We start from the raw sequence: 17,686 nt of genomic DNA, 5'->3' as shown, positions 1-17,686 counted from the left end.
CCGGCGTCCTGCCGGGTTGCCCACGGATTCAAGCCTGCGTTCGGCCAGCGTGGTTTAACGGGGCGCCTGAGATCAAAAGCAGATCAAGATCAAGGGCGACTCGCTTCGCATCGTGGTTACCGGCGACTCGCTGCGCATCGTGGTTAGGGTTGGGCGCTGCGGAGTTGTGTAGATGCCTATGGCCCATTAGGCCGGTATGGGCAAGTCAGATACCCTTGAACACGCCCGGGCGCTTCTCGATCATCGCCCGCACGCCTTCCTTGGCATCCTCGCTGTTGAGCAATTTATCCACCATCGGCGGCAATGCGGCCGCCGCTACGGTCTCACCTTCCCTGTGTGCCAGTCGCGCCGACATCAGCGTTGCCTGCACCCCAAGCGGCGCCTGGCGTGCGATGCGATTGGCCAACTCGATGGCGCGCGGCAGCAGGTCTTCGCTGGCCATCACTTCCTGCACCAGGCCCAGACGCAGGGCTTCATGGGCGTCAAATTCATCGCCGGTCAGCAACCAGCGCATCGCATTGCCCCAGCCGGCGATCTGATGAAAGCGTAATGTCGCGCCGCCGAACGGAAAGATCCCACGCTGCACTTCCATCTGCGCGAAGCGAGTGTTGCTGGCGCAAAGGTTGATATCCGCCGCCAGCATCAGTTCGATGCCGATGGTCAGGCAGTAGCCGTGGACGGCAACGATCACCGGCTTATTGACCCTGGGGCCGGCGAACACGCCCCAGGGATCGCAGCCACCCAGGGGCGGTTGCCAGCCTCCGGCCATTACGCCGCTGACGTTGGCCAGGTCGAGCCCGGCGGTGAAGTGGTCGCCATGGGCAAACACCACGGCAACCCGCGCGTCATCGTTTCGATCAAATTCGCCATAGGCCATGCTCAGTTCGTTGAGCAGATCCAGGTCGAAAGCATTGCGCTTGGCCACCCGGTCCAGTCCCAACAGCAGGACATGGCCCTGAAGTTCACGGCTGACGCGGCTGGTGCTGGCTTGATTCATCGGGTGTGCCCTCGGGCGCGGGTAAGGTTTCAGACCAAAGGGCCGGTCTGGACAGGTGAACCGTTTAAGCGTGATGACCAACAGGGCCGGGCTTGTGAAAAATAGACCCTGGCGCAGTTATCTGCAAAGGCTGTGTCGCAGCACGGTTTCTCAGTGCTTTTCGATAAAAAAAGCTCCCTTTTTCAGCTATTTCCGGTATAGTGCGCGCCGGCCTTTAACCGGGCCGCGTTTAGGTAGCGCAATTCCCCGAAGTCAGCTTCGGCTGCACGTCCGCACAGCGGACTCTTCCTTGACGAATCTTTTTCATTCATTCGTTTTCGCAAATCCCCGCCGACAAAGCAGCCAGGGCGACTCTTGAGTCTCAACACGGCATGCGCAGCTTTGGAGCATGGGTCTTTGCGGATGCACTTAGAGGCAGACCCATGACCCAGGAAACCGGCGGCTTCGCCGCTTTTAATCTTAACCCGAACATTCTCGCCGCTGTCATCGCGACTGGCTACGAAGAACCTTCGGCTATTCAGCAGCAATCGATCCCGATCATCATGGCCGGCCAGGACATGATTGGCCAGGCGCAAACCGGTACCGGTAAAACCGCCGCGTTCGCCCTGCCTATTCTGCATTGCATCGATCCTGCCAAGCGCGAGCCGCAAGCCCTGATCCTGGCGCCAACCCGTGAGTTGGCGCTGCAAGTAGCAACCGCTTTCGAAACCTACGCCAAGCAAATGCCAGGTGTAACCGTTGTGGCCGTTTACGGCGGCGCGCCTATGGGCCCACAACTGAAAGCCATCCGTAACGGCGCACAGATCGTTGTCGCCACCCCGGGCCGTCTGTGCGACCACCTGCGTCGTGACGAGAAAGTGCTGTCGACCGTGAACCACCTGGTTCTGGACGAAGCCGACGAAATGTTGAAGCTGGGCTTCATGGATGACCTGGAAGTCATCTTCAAGGCACTGCCACCGACCCGTCAGACCGTGCTGTTCTCGGCCACCCTGCCGCAGTCGATCCGTGCCATTGCCGAACGCCACCTGCGCGATCCGCAACACGTGAAGATCCAGACCAAGACCCAGACCGTCACCGCGATCGAACAGGCTCACCTGTTGGTTCACGCTGACCAGAAGACCTCGGCTGTATTGAGCCTGCTGGAAGTCGAAGACTTCGACGCCCTGATCATGTTCGTGCGCACCAAGCAAGCGACCCTGGACCTGGCCAGTGCCCTGGAAGCCAAAGGCTACAAGGCCGCTGCGCTGAACGGTGACATTGCCCAGAACCAGCGTGAGCGCGTGATCGACTCCCTCAAGGATGGCCGCCTGGACATCGTTGTGGCGACCGACGTTGCTGCCCGTGGCCTCGACGTTCCACGTATCACCCACGTGTTCAACGTTGACATGCCTTACGATCCGGAATCCTACGTTCACCGTATCGGCCGTACCGGCCGTGCCGGTCGCGAAGGTCGTGCGCTGCTGCTGGTCACGCCACGTGAGCGCCGCATGCTGCAAGTGATCGAGCGTGTAACCGGGCAGAAAGTTGCCGAAGTCCGCCTGCCGGATGCCCAGGCCGTTCTCGATGCGCGCATCAAGAAACTGACCAACAGCCTGGCGCCACTGGTGGCTGACGCTGAATCGACCCACGGCGACCTGCTGGACCGCCTGACCGCCGATATCGGTTGCACCCCCCGTGCCCTGGCTGCAGCGTTGCTGCGCAAAGCCACCAACGGTCAGGCCCTGACCCTGGCGGCCATTGAGAAAGAACGCCCACTGGTACCGAACAACGCGCCACGCGGTGATCGTCCAGAGCGTACCGGCGACCGTCCGGACCGTGGTGATCGTGAGCGTCGCGCTCCGGTTCCATTGGCTGAAGGCCGTGCCCGTTGCCGTACCGCGCTGGGCGCGCGTGACGGTATTGCGGCCAAGAACCTGCTGGGCGCTATCCTCAACGAGGGTGGCCTGGCACGTGAAGCCATCGGTCGCATCCAGGTGCGTGACAGCTTCTCCCTGGTGGAGCTGCCGGAAGACGGCCTGGAAAAACTGCTGGCCAAGTTGAAAGACACTCGCGTTGCCGGTAAGCAGTTGAAGCTGCGTCGCTACCGCGAAGATTGATCCGCCGTCAGGCTGATTGATCGCACATAAAAAATCCCCGACTGGTTCGGGGATTTTTTTTGTTTGAAATTTAGTAACAGTACGTCGGATGATTAACAAGTTACAGGTGTAATGTCTGAATAAGTCAGGAAGGTTTTTGGGCGCTCTTCGGAAAAAGCTTATACACGTCGGATAGACTGGAAAAGTACTTTCGCTCTGGTTAACAAAAAGAGCGTGTGGAAATGAGAATACAAAATAATCAGCTGGCACAAAGTTATGAGTCCATGAGCAGGTTGGAGGCGCGCCCCATGAATAAGGGGGGGAGCCTTTATGAGAGTTCCCCGAATAAACGATCACACCCGATGCAGAGAGCATTGGATCAGCTCAATGTCGATATAAATCTTAATGACCGCTCGGCGCAGTGTTCTCAGGGAGAGCGCACGGTGTTCGCTCACAAGACCCCTGATGGTTATAATTTAAATACCGGCTTGTTCATCAATGATACTGCTCAAGGCGATCGATATGGAGAGTTCAGGTTTTATTCGGGTGTCGGAACGAAGAAGTATCAAGCGCCCGATTGCAATGTCTTGAGTTTTGATAGAGAAAGCCTTGGGAAGCTGAAAGATACTTACCACAAGGTCGAAGGTGTCACAAAGTTCCTGCATGATTTTCTGAATTTGACACCCTGCAAAGACAGTGCTGGTTATCAGCTCTCTCCAAAAAGATTCGAATATTTTAGTCCTCTGGACAAGGCGTTAAATGGCTTTTTGATATTTCCCAATCTGCCCTATATTGATATGAAGGAATACTCCGAAAATGAAAAGACGCTCAAGGATAAAAAAGGTGGCGTTACCTTGGGCGCCTGGGCGATTCATCCGAACCAGCAAATGCCTCTGGTAGATAAAATGACGGGCGAGGCAGCGACCAGCGCTCATCAACTCAAGGGCGACTATAAGAATAATTCAAGAACGCTGGATCAAATCGAGGAGGGTACCCATGTTAAATACCTCTCCTCCATTCTGGATTTGAATAAAAGCGATCTGCCAATGCTGCAGAAACTGAGGGACGATTCTCTGCATCATCTTTCTGAGGTCTATGATGTCAATGCTCAGAAAGACAAGGTGAAAATGTTTTTCCATTTTCCGGTTGCAGAAAAAACAGCTACGTTACATCTTCATGTTTGGGCAAATAAGGCGGATCACCCACTTAACAACGCGCGTTCATTTGAGCTTGATGAAGTGATCAAGACCCTCTCGAGTGGACGTAATATCGAAGATCTGATTCTTCAGCGCAACGACGGGAAATACTATGTGCCGACGTCCGACACAATTGGTTCAATAGAGGGGATCCCCAATGGCGGAGCGAGGAAGAATCCTCATATCATGTCTTTCTCTTCTTCGCCTGACCTTACAAATCTGCGCCGTATGACGCTCGAAGCCACTGGCTGACCCAGAGTACGGCCAAGACTTTGACCAGTGTATTGACAGACAGCTTGTCGAGTGGGTGTCAAGGACAGTGAGCGTGATTGGCTCAACAGTGAGTTGGGCGCGCTGGTCATATGATTCACCACTGCTTTAGTATGCGGACAAACCAGTCCAGATAGTTATTCGCGAGCAATTGACTTGCGATGAGTTAATCAAATCGATAAATATCCATGCCTAACGCTCCCATCGTAAAACCCTGATGCGTGACGCTGAATAACTTTCCGGCGCCTTGTGCAAAGAACAATGGCAGAAGATGTTCATCGCTGGGATGGCTACGCACCGCATGGGGAGCCTCGCGACGATAGTCGTGCAAGGTGGTTTCATCGTTGATCTCCAGCTTTTCCACGATCCAATCACGGAATTCCTGCGCCCAGGGCTCAATGCTCTCAGGTCCTGCATGCCAGTCCAGTTCGCTCAGGTTATGAGTGATGCTGCCGGAGCCAATCAACAACACACCTTGTTCACGCAACCCGCCGAGAGCACGTCCAACCCTGCTCTGCAGGGCCGGGCCCAGGCGGCTGGGCAACGACACTTGCACCACCGGGATATCCGCCGCCGGGTACATCAGCGACAGGGGCACCCAGGTGCCATGGTCGAAGGGGCGGTGCTCATCGATGTGCGCACCCAGGCCATCGGCATGCAGCAATTCGACGATTTCAGCGGCCAGCCGTGGGTCGCCCGGCGCGGGATACTGCACGGCAAACAGCTCGCGAGGGAAACCCCCGAAGTCATGCCAGGTCTCGGGTGCGCTGGCGCCACTGACCAGCAACTCCTGGCTTTCCCAATGCGCCGATACCACCAAAATCGCCTTCGGGCGCGGCAACTCGGCCGCCAGGCGTTGCAACGCCGGGCCGCTCGCGCCGGGTTGCAGGGCGAGCATGGGGGAACCGTGCGAGATAAACAGGCTGGGGAGCATAATAGGGGTCCTGAGAGTTAACATAGGCCCATCTTCAGTCAGATCATCAATCAAAATCTAATATAAGTTTTAGTGCTTTTTGATCGAATTTTCGAGGTGATTTATGCAGCCTGAGTTTTGGCAGGAGCGTTGGGCCCGCAACCAGATTGGCTTTCATTTGCCAGAGGTCAACCCCTATCTGCAGCGGCATTGGCCGCAGTTGGGGCTGGTGGACGGGGCCAAGGTGCTGGTGCCGTTGTGTGGCAAAAGCCTGGATCTGGTATGGCTGGCCAGTCAGGGTTGCCACGTGGTGGGGGTGGAACTGTCCGAGCAGGCGGTGGAGGCGTTTTTCAACGAGCAGGGGCTGGCGCCGCAGATCAGCCGAAGGGGCGACTTCAAGGTCTACCAGACGAGTCAGATCGAAGTGTGGTGTGGTGATTTCTTCGCGCTCGATGCACAGGCAGTCGCTGGTTGCAGCGCCCTGTATGACCGTGCAGCGTTGATCGCGTTGCCGCCGTTGATGCGTGCCCAATACGCCGAGCGCCTCACTGCCTTGCTGGGCCGTGGTTGCCAGGGCCTGCTGGTTACGCTCGATTACGACCAGGTGCAAAAGGCCGGGCCGCCTTTTGCCGTCAGCGATGCTGAAGTGCGCGTATTGCTGGGCGAGCACTGGGCATTGGACAGGCTCGAAGAGCAGGACATTCTGGGCGAAAGCTGGAAGTTTGTTCAGGACGGCGTCACCCGCCTTGACGAGCGGGTTTACCGGTTGACCAGGGTCTGAATCACGCCCGCAAAAAAGGGGCGATTCAATCGCCCCTTTTGTCTTGCCCGATGCTGTCAGCCGCGACGACGCAATGCGTCAATCCGCTCTTCCAGCGGTGGGTGGCTCATGAACATGCGTGCCAGGCCTTGCTTGATGCCGCCGTTGATACCAAAGGCGGTCAGGCTGTCCGGCATATGCACCGGCAGGCCTTGTTCGGAGCGCAGGCGCTGCAGTGCGCCGATCATCGCGCTGGTGCCCGCCAGGCGTGCGCCGGCTTCGTCTGCGCGGAACTCACGTTTACGCGAGAACCACATCACGATGGCGCTGGCCAGGAAACCCAGCACCAGCTCGGCGAAGATGGTTGCCACGAAGTAGGCGATACCGCGGCCTTCTTCGTTCTTGAAGATCACCTTGTCGACGAAGTTGCCGATGATCCGTGCGAAGAACATCACGAAGGTGTTCACCACGCCCTGTACCAGTGCGAGGGTGACCATGTCGCCATTGGCCACGTGGCCGATCTCGTGTGCCAGCACCGCTTTGACTTCGTCCGGCGAGAAACGCTCCAGCAGGCCCTGGCTGACGGCGACCAGTGCGTCGTTCTTGTTCCAGCCGGTGGCAAAGGCGTTGGCCTCGTAAGCAGGGAAAATCCCCACCTCGGGCATTTTGATGCCTGCTTCTTGAGACAACTGCTCCACGGTTTGCATCAGCCATTGTTCATGGCGAGTGCGTGGTTGAGTGATGATCTGGGTGCTGGTGCTCATTTTCGCCATCCACTTGGAGATGAACAGCGAGAACAGCGAACCGGCAAAACCAAAGACCGCACAGAAAATCAGCAGCTGATTGAGGTTCAGATCAACCCCGTTGGCCGCCATGAACCCATTGAAGCCAAAAAGGCTCAGGGTGACGCTGGCAATCAGTACGACTGCCAGGTTAGTGGCCAAGAACAGCAGGATGCGCATCATGGTTGTAGAATTCTCCTCATGCTTAATATGTCGCTTACTGCGGGGTATATAAGGTGCGGCCTGGGGTGATTCAACCGGGCGACTATTTCAAACTGTGTCCTACAGCAAAAATGTAGCGCCTTGAAGGGATTTTCCCACATCCAATCCCCTGTCGATTAGCCGCCAGGCGTGTCGAACAGCCCGTTAACACTGGGGCAGGGCGGCTGGCGCGGTGCCACCGTCGGCGCCGAGCCTGCCCTTGCCAAAGAAGTGTTGCCAGATAATCGCTGTACGACCAAATGAAGGTCGTACAGCCACATTTCCCTTACTGGCGATAGGACTTGAGGAAGTTGCCGATGCGACCAATGGCCATATCCAGCTCATCCACGCGCGGTAGGGTCACCACGCGGAAGTGGTCCGGCCACGGCCAGTTGAACGCGGTGCCTTGCACTACCAGCAGCTTTTCCGACAGCAGCAGGTCGAGCACGAATTTTTCGTCGTTGAGGATCGGGCAGACTTTCGGGTCAATCCGCGGGAACGCGTACAACGCCCCCATGGGCTTCACGCAGCTGACGCCCGGGATGGCGTTGAGCAGCTCCCAGGTACGGTTGCGCTGCTCCAGCAGCCGACCCTGGGGCAGGACCAGGTCGTTGATGCTCTGGTAGCCGCCGAGGGCTGTCTGGATCGCGTGCTGGCTCGGCACGTTGGCGCACAGGCGCATGTTGGCCAGCATGTCGATGCCTTCGATATAGCTCTGGGCGTTGTGCTTGGGCCCGGAGATGGCGATCCAGCCGGAGCGGAAGCCCGCGACGCGGTAGGACTTGGACAACCCGTTGAAGGTCAGGCACAGCAGGTCGGGTGCCAGGGAGGCGGTGCATACGTGGACCGCGTCATCGTAGAGGATCTTGTCGTAGATCTCGTCGGAGAACACCACCAGGTTGTGTTGGCGTGCCAGTTCAAGCATGCCCAGCAGCACTTCCCTGGAATACACGGCGCCGGTGGGATTGTTCGGGTTGATGATCACCAGGGCCTTTGTGTTCGGGGTGATCTTGGCCTTGATATCGGCCAGGTCAGGGAACCAGTCGGCACCTTCGTCGCAGAGGTAATGCACCGGGTGGCCACCGGCCAGGGTCACGGCGGCGGTCCACAATGGGTAGTCCGGCGCCGGCACCAGCACTTCGTCGCCATTGTTGAGCAGGGCCTGCAGCGACATCACGATCAGCTCGGACACGCCATTGCCCAGGTAGATGTCCTCAATCCCGACACCTTCCACCTGCTTCTGCTGGTAGTACTGCATCACCGCCTTGCGCGCGCTGAACAGGCCTTTGGAGTCGCTGTAGCCCTGGGCCGTGGGCAGGTTGCGGATCACGTCCTGGAGGATTTCGTCGGGCGCTTCGAAACCAAAGGGCGCCGGGTTGCCGATGTTCAGCTTGAGGATGCGGTGGCCTTCCTCTTCCAGGCGTTTGGCGTGCTTGAGCACCGGGCCGCGAATGTCGTAGCAGACGTTGGCGAGCTTGTTCGATTTGCTGACCTGCATGGCGATGTGATCCTGAAAATGAACGTTCCAGACGGCGTGGGCACTACCGTACTGTGAATCCTGCGCGGCCCGCACCTTAAATACGTTTGAATGCCGGTGGCGCGGGTGCCAGACTGGTGTTTTAAAGAGGCGCAATCATACGTGCCGCCTGATCCACGGAAAAGACACAGATCAGGGTTTTTCAGTTGCCGAGGTGTACCCATGGAAAAGCTGCAGAAAACCGTTGAAGAATGGAAAGCCATGCTCGATCCGGAGCAGTACAACGTGTGCCGTCTCAAAGGCACCGAGCGACCTTTCAGCGGCAAGTACAACGAAACCAGGACCGACGGTGTGTATCACTGCATTTGCTGCAATGAGCCGCTGTTCGATTCCACCGCCAAGTTTGACTCGGGCTGCGGCTGGCCCAGCTTCTACGAGCCGATTGCCGACAGTGCCATGGTCGAGATCCGCGATGTCAGCCACGGCATGATCCGCACCGAAGTCACCTGCGCCAAATGCGATGCACACCTGGGGCACGTGTTCCCGGACGGCCCGCCGCCGACCGGGCTGCGTTACTGCATCAACTCGGTGTGCCTGGAGCTGGTGCCGCGCTGAGAGAACACGTGTTCGGCCACAATGTGGGAATGCCAGTCCGTTAAGCGTACATCGCCCTTTGTAGGAGCGAGCTTGCTCGCGAAAAATGTCGACGATAATGCGTGCTTTCTGAATGAGCGCGGTGACTGTGAGTTTTTCGCGAGCAAGCTCGCTCCTACAAAATGCCTTGGGGGCTGGTTGATGGCACGTCATCATTCCCGCTTATTAGTTTGTACACAATTCAATTGCGTACTATCTTTCTGCTTCCCCTTTGCCAGAGTCACTGCCATGAGCGACAACCTGCTGAGCATCCCTTGCACCACCATCAAGGGTGAGCAAAAGACCTTGGCCGATTTTGCCGGCAAGGCCATCCTGGTGGTCAATACCGCCAGCAAATGTGGTTTCACCCCGCAGTACAAGGGCCTGGAACAACTCTGGCAGCAATACAAGGACCAGGGCCTGGTGGTGCTGGGTTTTCCGTGCAATCAGTTCGGCAAGCAGGAGCCAGGCAACGAAGGCGCGATTGCCGAGTTCTGCGAGCTGAACTTCGGCGTCAGTTTTCCTTTGTTCAAAAAGATCGACGTCAACGGCAGCGACGCCCACCCGCTGTTCGTGCAGCTGAAAAAGCAGGCGCCGGGGCTGCTGGGCTCAAAGAATATCAAATGGAATTTCACCAAGTTCCTCATCGGGCGTGATGGCAGGCAGGTCAAGCGTTTTGCGCCGACCACCAAGCCTCAGGATCTGAGCCAGGAGATTGAAGCGCTGCTCAAATGACCGATGCCGGCCCAAGTCATAGGCTTGTCGTCTCAGGCACCCACAGGTCCAGCAGGGCCTTGAGTTCTTCACGGCGAAATGGCTTGGCCAAGTAGTCATTCATCCCCGCCGCACGGCAACGTTCGCGCTCTTCGGCGAGGGCGTTGGCGGTCAAGGCGACGATCGGCAGGTCTGGCCAGCGGCCGCTCCGGCGAATCTGCCGGCTCGCTTCGTAGCCGTTCATGACGGGCATGTTGCAGTCCATCAACACCAGATCGAAACGCTGGTCCTCAAGACACTTGAGGGCTTCGCCACCATGGGCGGCCACAATGACCTCGCAGCCAAGCTTGCCGAGCATGCCCTTGGCCACCAGTTGATTGACCGGGTTGTCCTCCACCAGCAGGATGCGCGCGCGATGGCTGAGTGACGTGGCGTCGATTCGCACCGGGTCCGCCATCGGTTGCGTGTCGCTGTGCAAATTACGCTGCAGGATCTGATAGAGCGCGTTACGGCTCAGCGGGCGGGCCTGTTGCTGCAGCGGTGCCAGCGCCGCGACTTCTTCGCCGGGCATGAAATTGCCATAGGCCGTCACTACCAGGATCGGCGCGGTAATGCCCAGTCTCAGGCGGAACAGGCACTCCGGGCAATCGGTGATCAACAGGTCGGGATGCTGTCCGCTCAGGTCGTCTTCCATGGAATAACAACGCGGCGCCAACCCCCAGTGGGGCAGCAGCAGGGTGAGCAACTCTCCCAGGCCACTGCTTGGGTTGGTAATGACGATCACGTCTCCGGCCAGTGGGACTTGAGCCACCGCCGGCAAGTGGGTGGGCAGCGGCAGGTCGACGCAGAACTGGCTGCCGAAGCCCACCTCCGAACTGATACTCAAGCGGCCCTGCATGGCCTCGCACAGGTTATGGGTCAATGCGAGCCCCAGGCCCGTGCCGCCAAATTGGCGCGTGATACCGGCGCCGGCCTGGGTAAACGGCTGGAAAATCTTCACCTGCGCGTCCTGGGCAATGCCGATGCCGGTATCGCACACCTCAATGCGTACGCCATCGCCGTGTTGGCTCAGGCGCACATCGACGCGGCCGAAGCGGGTGAACTTCAAGGCATTGGACAGCAGGTTACTGACGATTTGCCGTACCCGCGTCGGGTCGCCAATCACCTGGGCAGGAAACAGCGGGTCGATCAGGCAGGTCAGTTCCACGCTGGGTGCGGCGTTTTGCGACAACAGGTTGGCGGTGTCTTCCACCAGTGAGCCCAGGTCGAACGCGATACGCTCAAGCTCCAGTTGACCGGCGTCGAACTTGGACAAGTCGAGGATATCGTTGAGCAACTCCACCAGGACCTTGCCGGAGTCATGGGCGATGGACAGTTGCTGGCGCTGCTCGGCATTGAGCGAGCTGTCCAGCGACAGGGCAATCATGCCCAGCAGGCCATTGAGCGGGGTGCGGATTTCATGGCTCATGTTGGCCAGGAACGCCGCGCGCGCCTGGGCCATTTCCAGGGCGGTCAATCTGGCAGCCTCCAGTTCATCATTGAACTGGCTCAAGCGTTGGTTGCTGGTCTTGAGCTCGAGGGTGCGCGCAGAAACGATGTCTTCGAGCTGACCCAGGTATTCGGTGAGACGATCCTCGGCATGGCGACGCTGCTGAATCTCGGTTTCCATGTTTTCGAACTGCTGGTTGGCAACGTTGACCAGCACACCGATTTCGTCATGCTCATGCCCCGGCGGGCAGTCCAGGCGCGCCTGTCGGCGCGTGCTCAACGCTCGAATAATGCGCACCAGCGGTTGGGTGAGCATGACGTAGAACAAGCCCAGCAGGATCCCGGTCAACAGCAGGCTGCGAATAAAACCGTTGAGCAACGTGACCTCGGCGCGGCGCAGGAAGCGGCTGCCAAACGCATAGGTGTCTACATCAAGGCGCAACACGCCGAGGGATTCGTCGGGCATGTGGCTGAGGTACAGACGGTCCTCGAATGGACGGTTGGCGCCAAACAGAAAATCGCTGACGGGCCGGTAATGGCTTTCCTTGCGCGGCCGGTCGACGTCGGCCAGCACCACGCCGTTGTTGTCGATCAACTGGGCGTGAACAATGGCAGGGGAGTGCAGCAGGCCCAGGGTCAGTTCCTGGGCGAGTTCGGCATCGATGTTATAGGCGATGCGCGAGGCGGGATTGTGGCTGATTTCGATCAGCGAGCGTATTTCACGGTTGATGGATGCGTCTTCGCTGGCATAATCAATGCCGATTTGGATAAGACTGAGCAAGGTTCCCAAGACGAAACCGACCAGCACAGTCAATCTGGCTTGTTTATAAGACAAGCGGTGGGCGAACTTGATATCCATCGAGTGTTGAACCACTTCACGTTTCCCTTCGCCCGGCAAGCATAGCTGAACATCCACCAATGCTGACTTGCCCGGCATGAATCGAATTTCGCAGCCTTGTGCGGTCTGCCGCTGGTTGCCAATACGCCATCTTTTACAAGAACTTGCCAGAGGAATAGACATGGATTCTCGATTGAATGCCTTTCTTGAGCGGGCTGACGCAGTGCTCGCGCGCCTGGAACCCCTGTTACCCGCTGCGCGCCAAGCCATTGACTGGAATCACTGCCTGGCTGCGCGCTGGCAGCGCGAAGGCCGCACAGGCTTCCTGTTGCCGCTGCAAGTGAGCCTGGACATGCGTTTGTCGGACCTGATCGGCGTCGACAAGCAACGCGAAACGCTGGCGCGCAACACCCAGCAGTTTCTTGACGGCTTACCCGCCAACCATGCGCTGCTATGGGGTTCGCGTGGTACCGGCAAGTCCTCCATGGTCCGCGCCTTGCTCGCCCAGCATGCCAAGGCCGGCCTGCGCTTGATCGAAATCGAGCGCGACCACCTGGCCGACCTGCCGCGCGTGGTCGAGCAACTGCTCAAGCTGCCGCAGCGTTTCATTCTGTTCTGCGACGACCTCTCGTTCGAAGCAGGCGAAGGCGACTATCGCGTGCTCAAGAGTGTACTGGATGGCTCCCTGGAGCAGGCGCCGGAAAACGTATTGCTGTACGCCACCTCCAACCGCCGTCACTTGGTGCCGGAGAACCAGAGTGACAACGACAATTGGAAGCGCGTGGATGGTGAACTGCACCCGAGTGAGGCGGTGGAAGACAAGATCGCCTTGTCCGACCGTTTTGGCCTGTGGCTGTCGTTCTACCCATTCACCCAGGAACACTTCCTGGATGTGGTGGAACACTGGATCGGTGAGCTTGCAGACAAGGCCGGCCTGCAGTGGCAGCGCGATGAACAACTCGACATTCTCGCCGTGCGCTGGGCTACCGGCCGCGGTAACCGTAATGGCCGTTGTGCCTATCAGTTCGCCCGTTACTGGGTGGGTCTCAAATTGCTGGAGCGTCAACCATGATCGATTTGCAACAGACCGGCACCGGTCTGGATGGCTATGCGCTGCTGTGCGCGCAACTGGAATCGCTGCTGGCCGATGAGCGGGATTTCATCGCCAACAGTGCGCAATTCTCCGCGTTCCTGTTCAATCAACTGGACGACCTGAACTGGGCGGGTTTCTACCTCAATCGCAATGATGAGCTGGTGCTTGGCCCATTCCAGGGCCAGATTGCCTGTGTGCGGATCCCTTTCGGTCGTGGTGTGTGCGGCGCCGCCGCCGCGACCCGGCAGACCCAGCGAGTGGAAGACGTGCATGCGTTTGCCGGGCACATTGCCTGTGACAGCGCCTCAAACAGCGAATTGGTGGTGCCGCTGGTCAAGAACGGCCAATTGATTGGCGTCCTTGACCTCGACAGCCCGTCGCTGGCTCGTTTTACCCCCGAGGACCAGTTGGGTATCGAACAGCTGGCGGCTATTTTCCTGCGCTTGACCGATTGCTGAGCGAGCGAGGCGGGGAACGCCAGTCAGTTAAGCGTATACCGCCCTTGTAGGAGCGAGCTTGCTCGCGAAAAATGTCAACGATAACGCGTGCTTCCTGAATGAACGCGGTGCCTGTGAGTTTTTCGCGAGCAAGCTCGCTCCTACACTGACTTATTGGCTGTCCAGTTCATGCAGTTGAACTTGCAGCGCCCGTTCCAGCTCGAGCATGAGCTTTTCCAGGGATTTGATCCCCGCCTCGACCACTCGCCGATCATCGTCGCGGGAACAGGCTTGTTCCAGGGCTTCGCATTGCCCGGCCAGGGCATTGGCTTGGACGATGCGTGCGGCCCCCTTGATCTTGTGGGCTTGTTCGATGATGTCCATGGGCGACGCCTTGCGCTCCAGTAGCGCGGTGAGTGCCTGACGATCATGAACGCTGCTGGTCAGCAGTTCTTCGAGCAACCGTCGACTCAATTGCGGATCGCCTCCCGTCAGCGCGTCCAGGCAACTCAGGTCCAGGCGCTGGCTCGTGGGCTGCGGTGTGATCTGCGCCAGTTGCCGCTCCAGTATCGTGAGACTGATGGGCTTGAACAGGCAGTCGTCCATGCCCGCTTCCAGGCAGCGTTGTCTTTCTTCCGGTTGGGCATTGGCGGTGAACCCCAGTACCACGCAGGGTGCCAACTGTTCGCGTTGCTCGTACTCACGAATGGAACGGCTTAACTCGTAGCCATTCATGATGGGCATGTTGCAGTCGGCGATCACCAGGTCGAACTGTTCCTGGCGCCAGGCCTGGAACCCGGCGGCACCGTGCTCGGCGGCGGTGAACTGATGGCCCAGGTAGCCCAGTTGCTGGCACATCAGCAGGCGGTTCGCCGGGTGGTCGTCTACCACCAGCACATTGAGTACCGGGGTAGAGGCCGGCTTGGCAGGTGCATGCTCGCCCACGGTCGTGACCGGGTGCAGGCGCGGCATTTTCAGGTTGACGTGCACCTGGGTGCCGACCATGGGCACGCTGCTCAAGCTTAACTGGCCGCCCATCATTGCGCAGAGGCTGCGGCAGATCACCAGGCCCAGGCCGGCGCCACTTCTGGCCAGGTGCCCGGAGTTGTCGGCCTGGGCGAATGGCTCGAACAGGCGCTGCTGGTCTTCCCGGTTGATGCCTATGCCGGTGTCCTCCACCACCAGCTTCAGTTCGACCTGTTCCGGTGTCTGGCTCGGTTGCACCTCAACCTTGATCTTCACCTGCCCATGTTCGGTGAACTTGATGGCGTTGCTCACGAGGTTGGACAGCACTTGCTTGAAGCGCAGCGGGTCGATCAAGACTTCGATGTCGCTCGGATCGGGCTTGAATTCCAATAGCAGGCTGAGGGTTTTCTGGCGGGCAAGCCCATCGAAGACACGCACCACCGACTCAATCACCTCCCGCAGGTTGACGCGCTCCGGGGCCAGGCTCAGGCGCCCTGACTCAATACGCGCGATATCGAGAATATCGCCGATCAGCTCCAGCAGATCCCTGGCCGAGTTGTACGCGACTTCTATCGCCGGCCGGTCGAGATGGCCCTGGTCGGCGCGCTTGAGCGTCAGTTCCAGCATGCCGATTACCGCGTTCATCGGCGTGCGTATCTCGTGGCTCATGGTGGCAAGGAAGGTGCTTTTGGCGCGGTTGGCCTCATCGGCGCGTTCCTTGGCGGCACGCAGCTCATCAAACAACTGGCGCCGTTCACTGATGTCGATCCAGCCGCCAATGATGCCCTGGACTTCGCCGATGGAGTCGCGGTAGGGCAGGATCCAGTGGTAGATCGTCAGCTTCCTTTCATGGATATGCAGGGTGCGGTCCAGGATCAATGGCGTGCCCTCGGCCACCACCCGCAGGTAATCGGCATGGTACTGCGCCGCTTCGGGCGCCAGGGCCATGTTCATCTGGGTCACGCTTTTGCCGATCACCTCCTCTCGCTTGACGTCGAATGTCTGCAGGTAGCTGTCATTGCAGGTTTGCAGCAAGCCGTTACGATCGCGTACATAGATGGGGTGTGGCGTTTCGTTGACCAGCGCGCGCATGAACTCGAACTGGTCGTTGAGGGCGCGCTCGGCCATTTTTCGTTGCCTGATCTGGCGGCGCATGTAGGCGTTCCAGGTCAGCGAAACCAGGAGCAACAACCCGGTTCCGATGACGATCCTGGCAATCAGCTGGTTGTAATTGCGCCAATAGCTGTCGGACTCGACGGTGTAGCCGCGCCAGCGACTGTTGATCACGCCCATTTCATCCGGGGCGATACTGAGCAGCGCTTTGTCGAGGATCGAGCTCAATTCGGTGGCATGGCGGGATGTGGCCAGGGCGAACGTCGCCGGGCTGGTGCCGATGGTGGTAGTGATCTGCAACTTGTCCCGGAAAACCTTCGAAGACAGGAAGTAGTTGGCGATCAGCAGCGTGTTCACAGCGCCGTCCACTTGCCCTTGTGCGAGCAACTCGGATGACCTGAAGGTGTCGCCGGTTTCCACCAGTTGAATCCGGGGATAGTCCTTGCGCAAGGTATCGGCCAGTGGGGTACCTTGGGTCACCGCCAGGCGCTTGCCCGTCATCTGCTCCAGGTTCAGGGGCGCTCCAGGCTCTTTGCGGGTCAGCAGCACATAGGAGTTTTCCAGGTAGGGGCGGCTGAAACTCAACTGCGCCTCCCGTTGGTTGCTCGGCACGATGGCCCCGATGATGTCGACATTCTGTGCGGCGACCTGCTCGATCATATCGTCGACCTCACGCCCGCGCTGAACCGCGAAACGCAAGCCGGTACGCAAGCGAATGAGTTCCAGGAGGTCGGCGGTGATACCGCGAAAGTTGCCCTCCGCGTCGAAGAAGGTGAGGGGGGCAAAGGTTTCATTGACGACAACCTTCACAACCGGATTGGCCTTCAACCAGCGTTCTTCGCGCGGGGTCAGTTGCAGTTTCTTGTCGGTCAGCAGGATGTCGCTGCCGGCGCTCCAGCGCTTGGCGATGCTGTCGCGTTCGTTGATGGGCACAGCCGCCAGCACCGTGTCGACAATGCTCAAGAGAATCAGGTTGTCGTGGCGCAGGGCAAAGCTGAAACCGTAAGCCTCATGTTTGCCGAAATTGGCCATGCGAATGTTCTTGAGGTAGCCCTTGTTAATCATGAAATGGGTGGAAATGGTGTCGCCGAGAAACACATCCGCCTGGTCGAATGCCACGGCATTCAGCGCATTCTGATAAGAGGGATAGGGGCGGATATCCGCCTTGGGGTACAGCTTCTCCACCTCTTCGAGGGGCAGGTAATGGTAAACCAGGCTCAAGCGCAACCCTTCCAGGCCATTGCCGAGACTGCGGGTTTCTCCTTCGCGAGTGACCAGTACCGGCTGGTCCACGGCATAAGGGGCCGACAGTGTGAGATGGGGGTTGGCGGCCTCAAAGCCATTGGAGGAGCCCAGCAAGTCAATGTCGCCGGCTTCAAGGGCTTCAATGGCGGACAAACGGGAAGGGTAACGCAGGACCTTGACCGGTATGGCGAGCGCCTTGGCCAGCAGACCCGCATAATCTGCCGTGAGCCCCTCGTAGTCGCGGCCACTGGAGGTGAGGTCGAACGGCGGGTAGTCAGGCGCGGCGGTACCCAGTACCAGCTCGCGCTTGTACTGCAGCCACTGGCGCTGGGCCCTGTCCAGTCGAGTGTCCAGTTGAACGGTTCCCGCGCGACTCAATAGGGTGAAATGCTGTGGGGGGATGGAGGAGTCCGCGAGCACGGCAGTGCTGAAGTACAAGCTGGCACTCAATATGATCAAATAGTCCTTGATACGGCTGGGCATCCGTT

At 58.7% G+C, this 17,686-nt stretch carries 13 protein-coding genes; 7 read left to right on the top strand and 6 right to left on the bottom strand.

All coding sequences use genetic code 11. The annotated features are described in order from the left end of the window. Positions 1-205 precede the first annotated feature (205 nt). Entirely contained in the window at positions 206-997 is a 792-nt protein-coding gene (locus BFQ00_RS19105) for a crotonase/enoyl-CoA hydratase family protein (RefSeq protein ID WP_065885147.1), read from the bottom strand. A gap of 422 nt (positions 998-1,419) precedes the next feature. Here BFQ00_RS19105 and BFQ00_RS19100 point away from each other — a divergent pair, with 422 nt between their 5' ends. Both BFQ00_RS19100 and BFQ00_RS19095 read left to right on the top strand, forming a co-directional pair. Continuing rightward, entirely contained in the window at positions 1,420-3,093 is a 1,674-nt protein-coding gene (locus tag BFQ00_RS19100) for a DEAD/DEAH box helicase (RefSeq protein WP_065885148.1), read from the top strand. A gap of 221 nt (positions 3,094-3,314) precedes the next feature. Beyond that, positions 3,315-4,520 carry a hypothetical protein gene (locus BFQ00_RS19095; RefSeq protein ID WP_065934396.1) on the top strand — a complete coding sequence of 402 codons (1,206 nt, stop codon included), beginning with the start codon at positions 3,315-3,317 and terminating at the stop codon, positions 4,518-4,520. A 184-nt stretch (positions 4,521-4,704) separates the two neighbouring features. Here BFQ00_RS19095 and BFQ00_RS19090 read toward each other — a convergent pair whose 3' ends face one another. Continuing rightward, positions 4,705-5,472 (bottom strand): DODA-type extradiol aromatic ring-opening family dioxygenase, encoded by a 768-nt coding sequence (locus BFQ00_RS19090; protein WP_065934395.1) that lies wholly within the window; start codon positions 5,470-5,472, stop codon positions 4,705-4,707. A 103-nt stretch (positions 5,473-5,575) separates the two neighbouring features. Between BFQ00_RS19090 and BFQ00_RS19085 the strand changes: the two genes are divergently transcribed. Next, complete coding sequence (locus BFQ00_RS19085) at positions 5,576-6,232, top strand: thiopurine S-methyltransferase (RefSeq protein ID WP_065934394.1); 657 nt, start codon at positions 5,576-5,578, stop codon at positions 6,230-6,232. Between the two features lie 56 nt (positions 6,233-6,288). Here the strand turns inward: BFQ00_RS19085 and htpX are convergent, their stop codons facing one another. Beyond that, positions 6,289-7,176 (bottom strand): protease HtpX, encoded by an 888-nt coding sequence (htpX, locus tag BFQ00_RS19080; RefSeq protein ID WP_065885152.1) that lies wholly within the window; start codon positions 7,174-7,176, stop codon positions 6,289-6,291. 304 nt (positions 7,177-7,480) lie between these two features. After that, on the bottom strand, positions 7,481-8,692 hold the full coding sequence (locus BFQ00_RS19075) for a pyridoxal phosphate-dependent aminotransferase (RefSeq protein ID WP_065885153.1): 1,212 nt from the start codon (positions 8,690-8,692) through the stop codon (positions 7,481-7,483). Between the two features lie 201 nt (positions 8,693-8,893). Between BFQ00_RS19075 and msrB the strand changes: the two genes are divergently transcribed. Together msrB and BFQ00_RS19065 are read left to right on the top strand one after the other, a co-directional pair. Next, a complete protein-coding gene (msrB, locus tag BFQ00_RS19070; protein ID WP_065934393.1) occupies positions 8,894-9,286 on the top strand; it encodes a peptide-methionine (R)-S-oxide reductase MsrB in 393 nt (130 codons plus the stop codon). A 267-nt stretch (positions 9,287-9,553) separates the two neighbouring features. Then, on the top strand, positions 9,554-10,039 hold the full coding sequence (locus BFQ00_RS19065) for a glutathione peroxidase (RefSeq protein WP_065885155.1): 486 nt from the start codon (positions 9,554-9,556) through the stop codon (positions 10,037-10,039). A 16-nt stretch (positions 10,040-10,055) separates the two neighbouring features. Here the strand turns inward: BFQ00_RS19065 and BFQ00_RS19060 are convergent, their stop codons facing one another. Further along, positions 10,056-12,365, bottom strand: a complete 2,310-nt coding sequence (locus tag BFQ00_RS19060) for a hybrid sensor histidine kinase/response regulator (RefSeq protein WP_065885156.1) — start codon at positions 12,363-12,365, stop codon at positions 10,056-10,058. Positions 12,366-12,525: 160 nt separating this feature from the next. Between BFQ00_RS19060 and BFQ00_RS19055 the strand changes: the two genes are divergently transcribed. Together BFQ00_RS19055 and BFQ00_RS19050 are read left to right on the top strand one after the other, a co-directional pair. Continuing rightward, the gene (locus BFQ00_RS19055; RefSeq protein ID WP_065934392.1) at positions 12,526-13,416 is read left to right on the top strand and encodes an ATP-binding protein; all 891 of its coding nucleotides are present in this window, start codon (positions 12,526-12,528) and stop codon (positions 13,414-13,416) included. Further along, a complete protein-coding gene (locus BFQ00_RS19050; protein ID WP_065894712.1) occupies positions 13,413-13,895 on the top strand; it encodes a GAF domain-containing protein in 483 nt (160 codons plus the stop codon). The genes BFQ00_RS19055 and BFQ00_RS19050 overlap by 4 nt, the downstream gene beginning before the upstream one ends. Before the next feature lie 150 nt (positions 13,896-14,045). Here the strand turns inward: BFQ00_RS19050 and BFQ00_RS19045 are convergent, their stop codons facing one another. Then, the gene (locus tag BFQ00_RS19045) at positions 14,046-17,681 is read right to left on the bottom strand and encodes a transporter substrate-binding domain-containing protein (protein WP_065934391.1); all 3,636 of its coding nucleotides are present in this window, start codon (positions 17,679-17,681) and stop codon (positions 14,046-14,048) included. Positions 17,682-17,686: the final 5 nt, after the last annotated feature.

It is taken from the genome of Pseudomonas sp. 28 E 9 (assembly GCF_900004785.1).
GTDB classification, from domain to species: Bacteria; Pseudomonadota; Gammaproteobacteria; order Pseudomonadales; family Pseudomonadaceae; genus Aquipseudomonas; species Aquipseudomonas orientalis_A.
Note: the sequence above shows the minus strand (reverse complement) of the source record. Positions and strands in the feature narration are given on the sequence as shown.

Bases quoted from the DNA above. Each gene is read 5' to 3' on its own strand.
- BFQ00_RS19085 (WP_065934394.1), top strand. From the start codon at position 5,576: ATGCAGCCTGAGTTTTGGCAGGAGCGTTGGGCCCGCAACCAGATTGGC.
- BFQ00_RS19105 (WP_065885147.1), bottom strand. From the start codon at position 997: ATGAATCAAGCCAGCACCAGCCGCGTCAGCCGTGAACTTCAGGGCCAT.
- BFQ00_RS19060 (WP_065885156.1), bottom strand. From the start codon at position 12,365: ATGGATATCAAGTTCGCCCACCGCTTGTCTTATAAACAAGCCAGATTG.
- BFQ00_RS19075 (WP_065885153.1), bottom strand. From the start codon at position 8,692: ATGCAGGTCAGCAAATCGAACAAGCTCGCCAACGTCTGCTACGACATT.
- BFQ00_RS19055 (WP_065934392.1), top strand. From the start codon at position 12,526: ATGGATTCTCGATTGAATGCCTTTCTTGAGCGGGCTGACGCAGTGCTC.
- BFQ00_RS19095 (WP_065934396.1), top strand. From the start codon at position 3,315: ATGAGAATACAAAATAATCAGCTGGCACAAAGTTATGAGTCCATGAGC.
- htpX (WP_065885152.1), bottom strand. From the start codon at position 7,176: ATGATGCGCATCCTGCTGTTCTTGGCCACTAACCTGGCAGTCGTACTG.
- msrB (WP_065934393.1), top strand. From the start codon at position 8,894: ATGGAAAAGCTGCAGAAAACCGTTGAAGAATGGAAAGCCATGCTCGAT.
- BFQ00_RS19065 (WP_065885155.1), top strand. From the start codon at position 9,554: ATGAGCGACAACCTGCTGAGCATCCCTTGCACCACCATCAAGGGTGAG.
- BFQ00_RS19100 (WP_065885148.1), top strand. From the start codon at position 1,420: ATGACCCAGGAAACCGGCGGCTTCGCCGCTTTTAATCTTAACCCGAAC.
- BFQ00_RS19090 (WP_065934395.1), bottom strand. From the start codon at position 5,472: ATGCTCCCCAGCCTGTTTATCTCGCACGGTTCCCCCATGCTCGCCCTG.
- BFQ00_RS19050 (WP_065894712.1), top strand. From the start codon at position 13,413: ATGATCGATTTGCAACAGACCGGCACCGGTCTGGATGGCTATGCGCTG.
- BFQ00_RS19045 (WP_065934391.1), bottom strand. From the start codon at position 17,681: ATGCCCAGCCGTATCAAGGACTATTTGATCATATTGAGTGCCAGCTTG.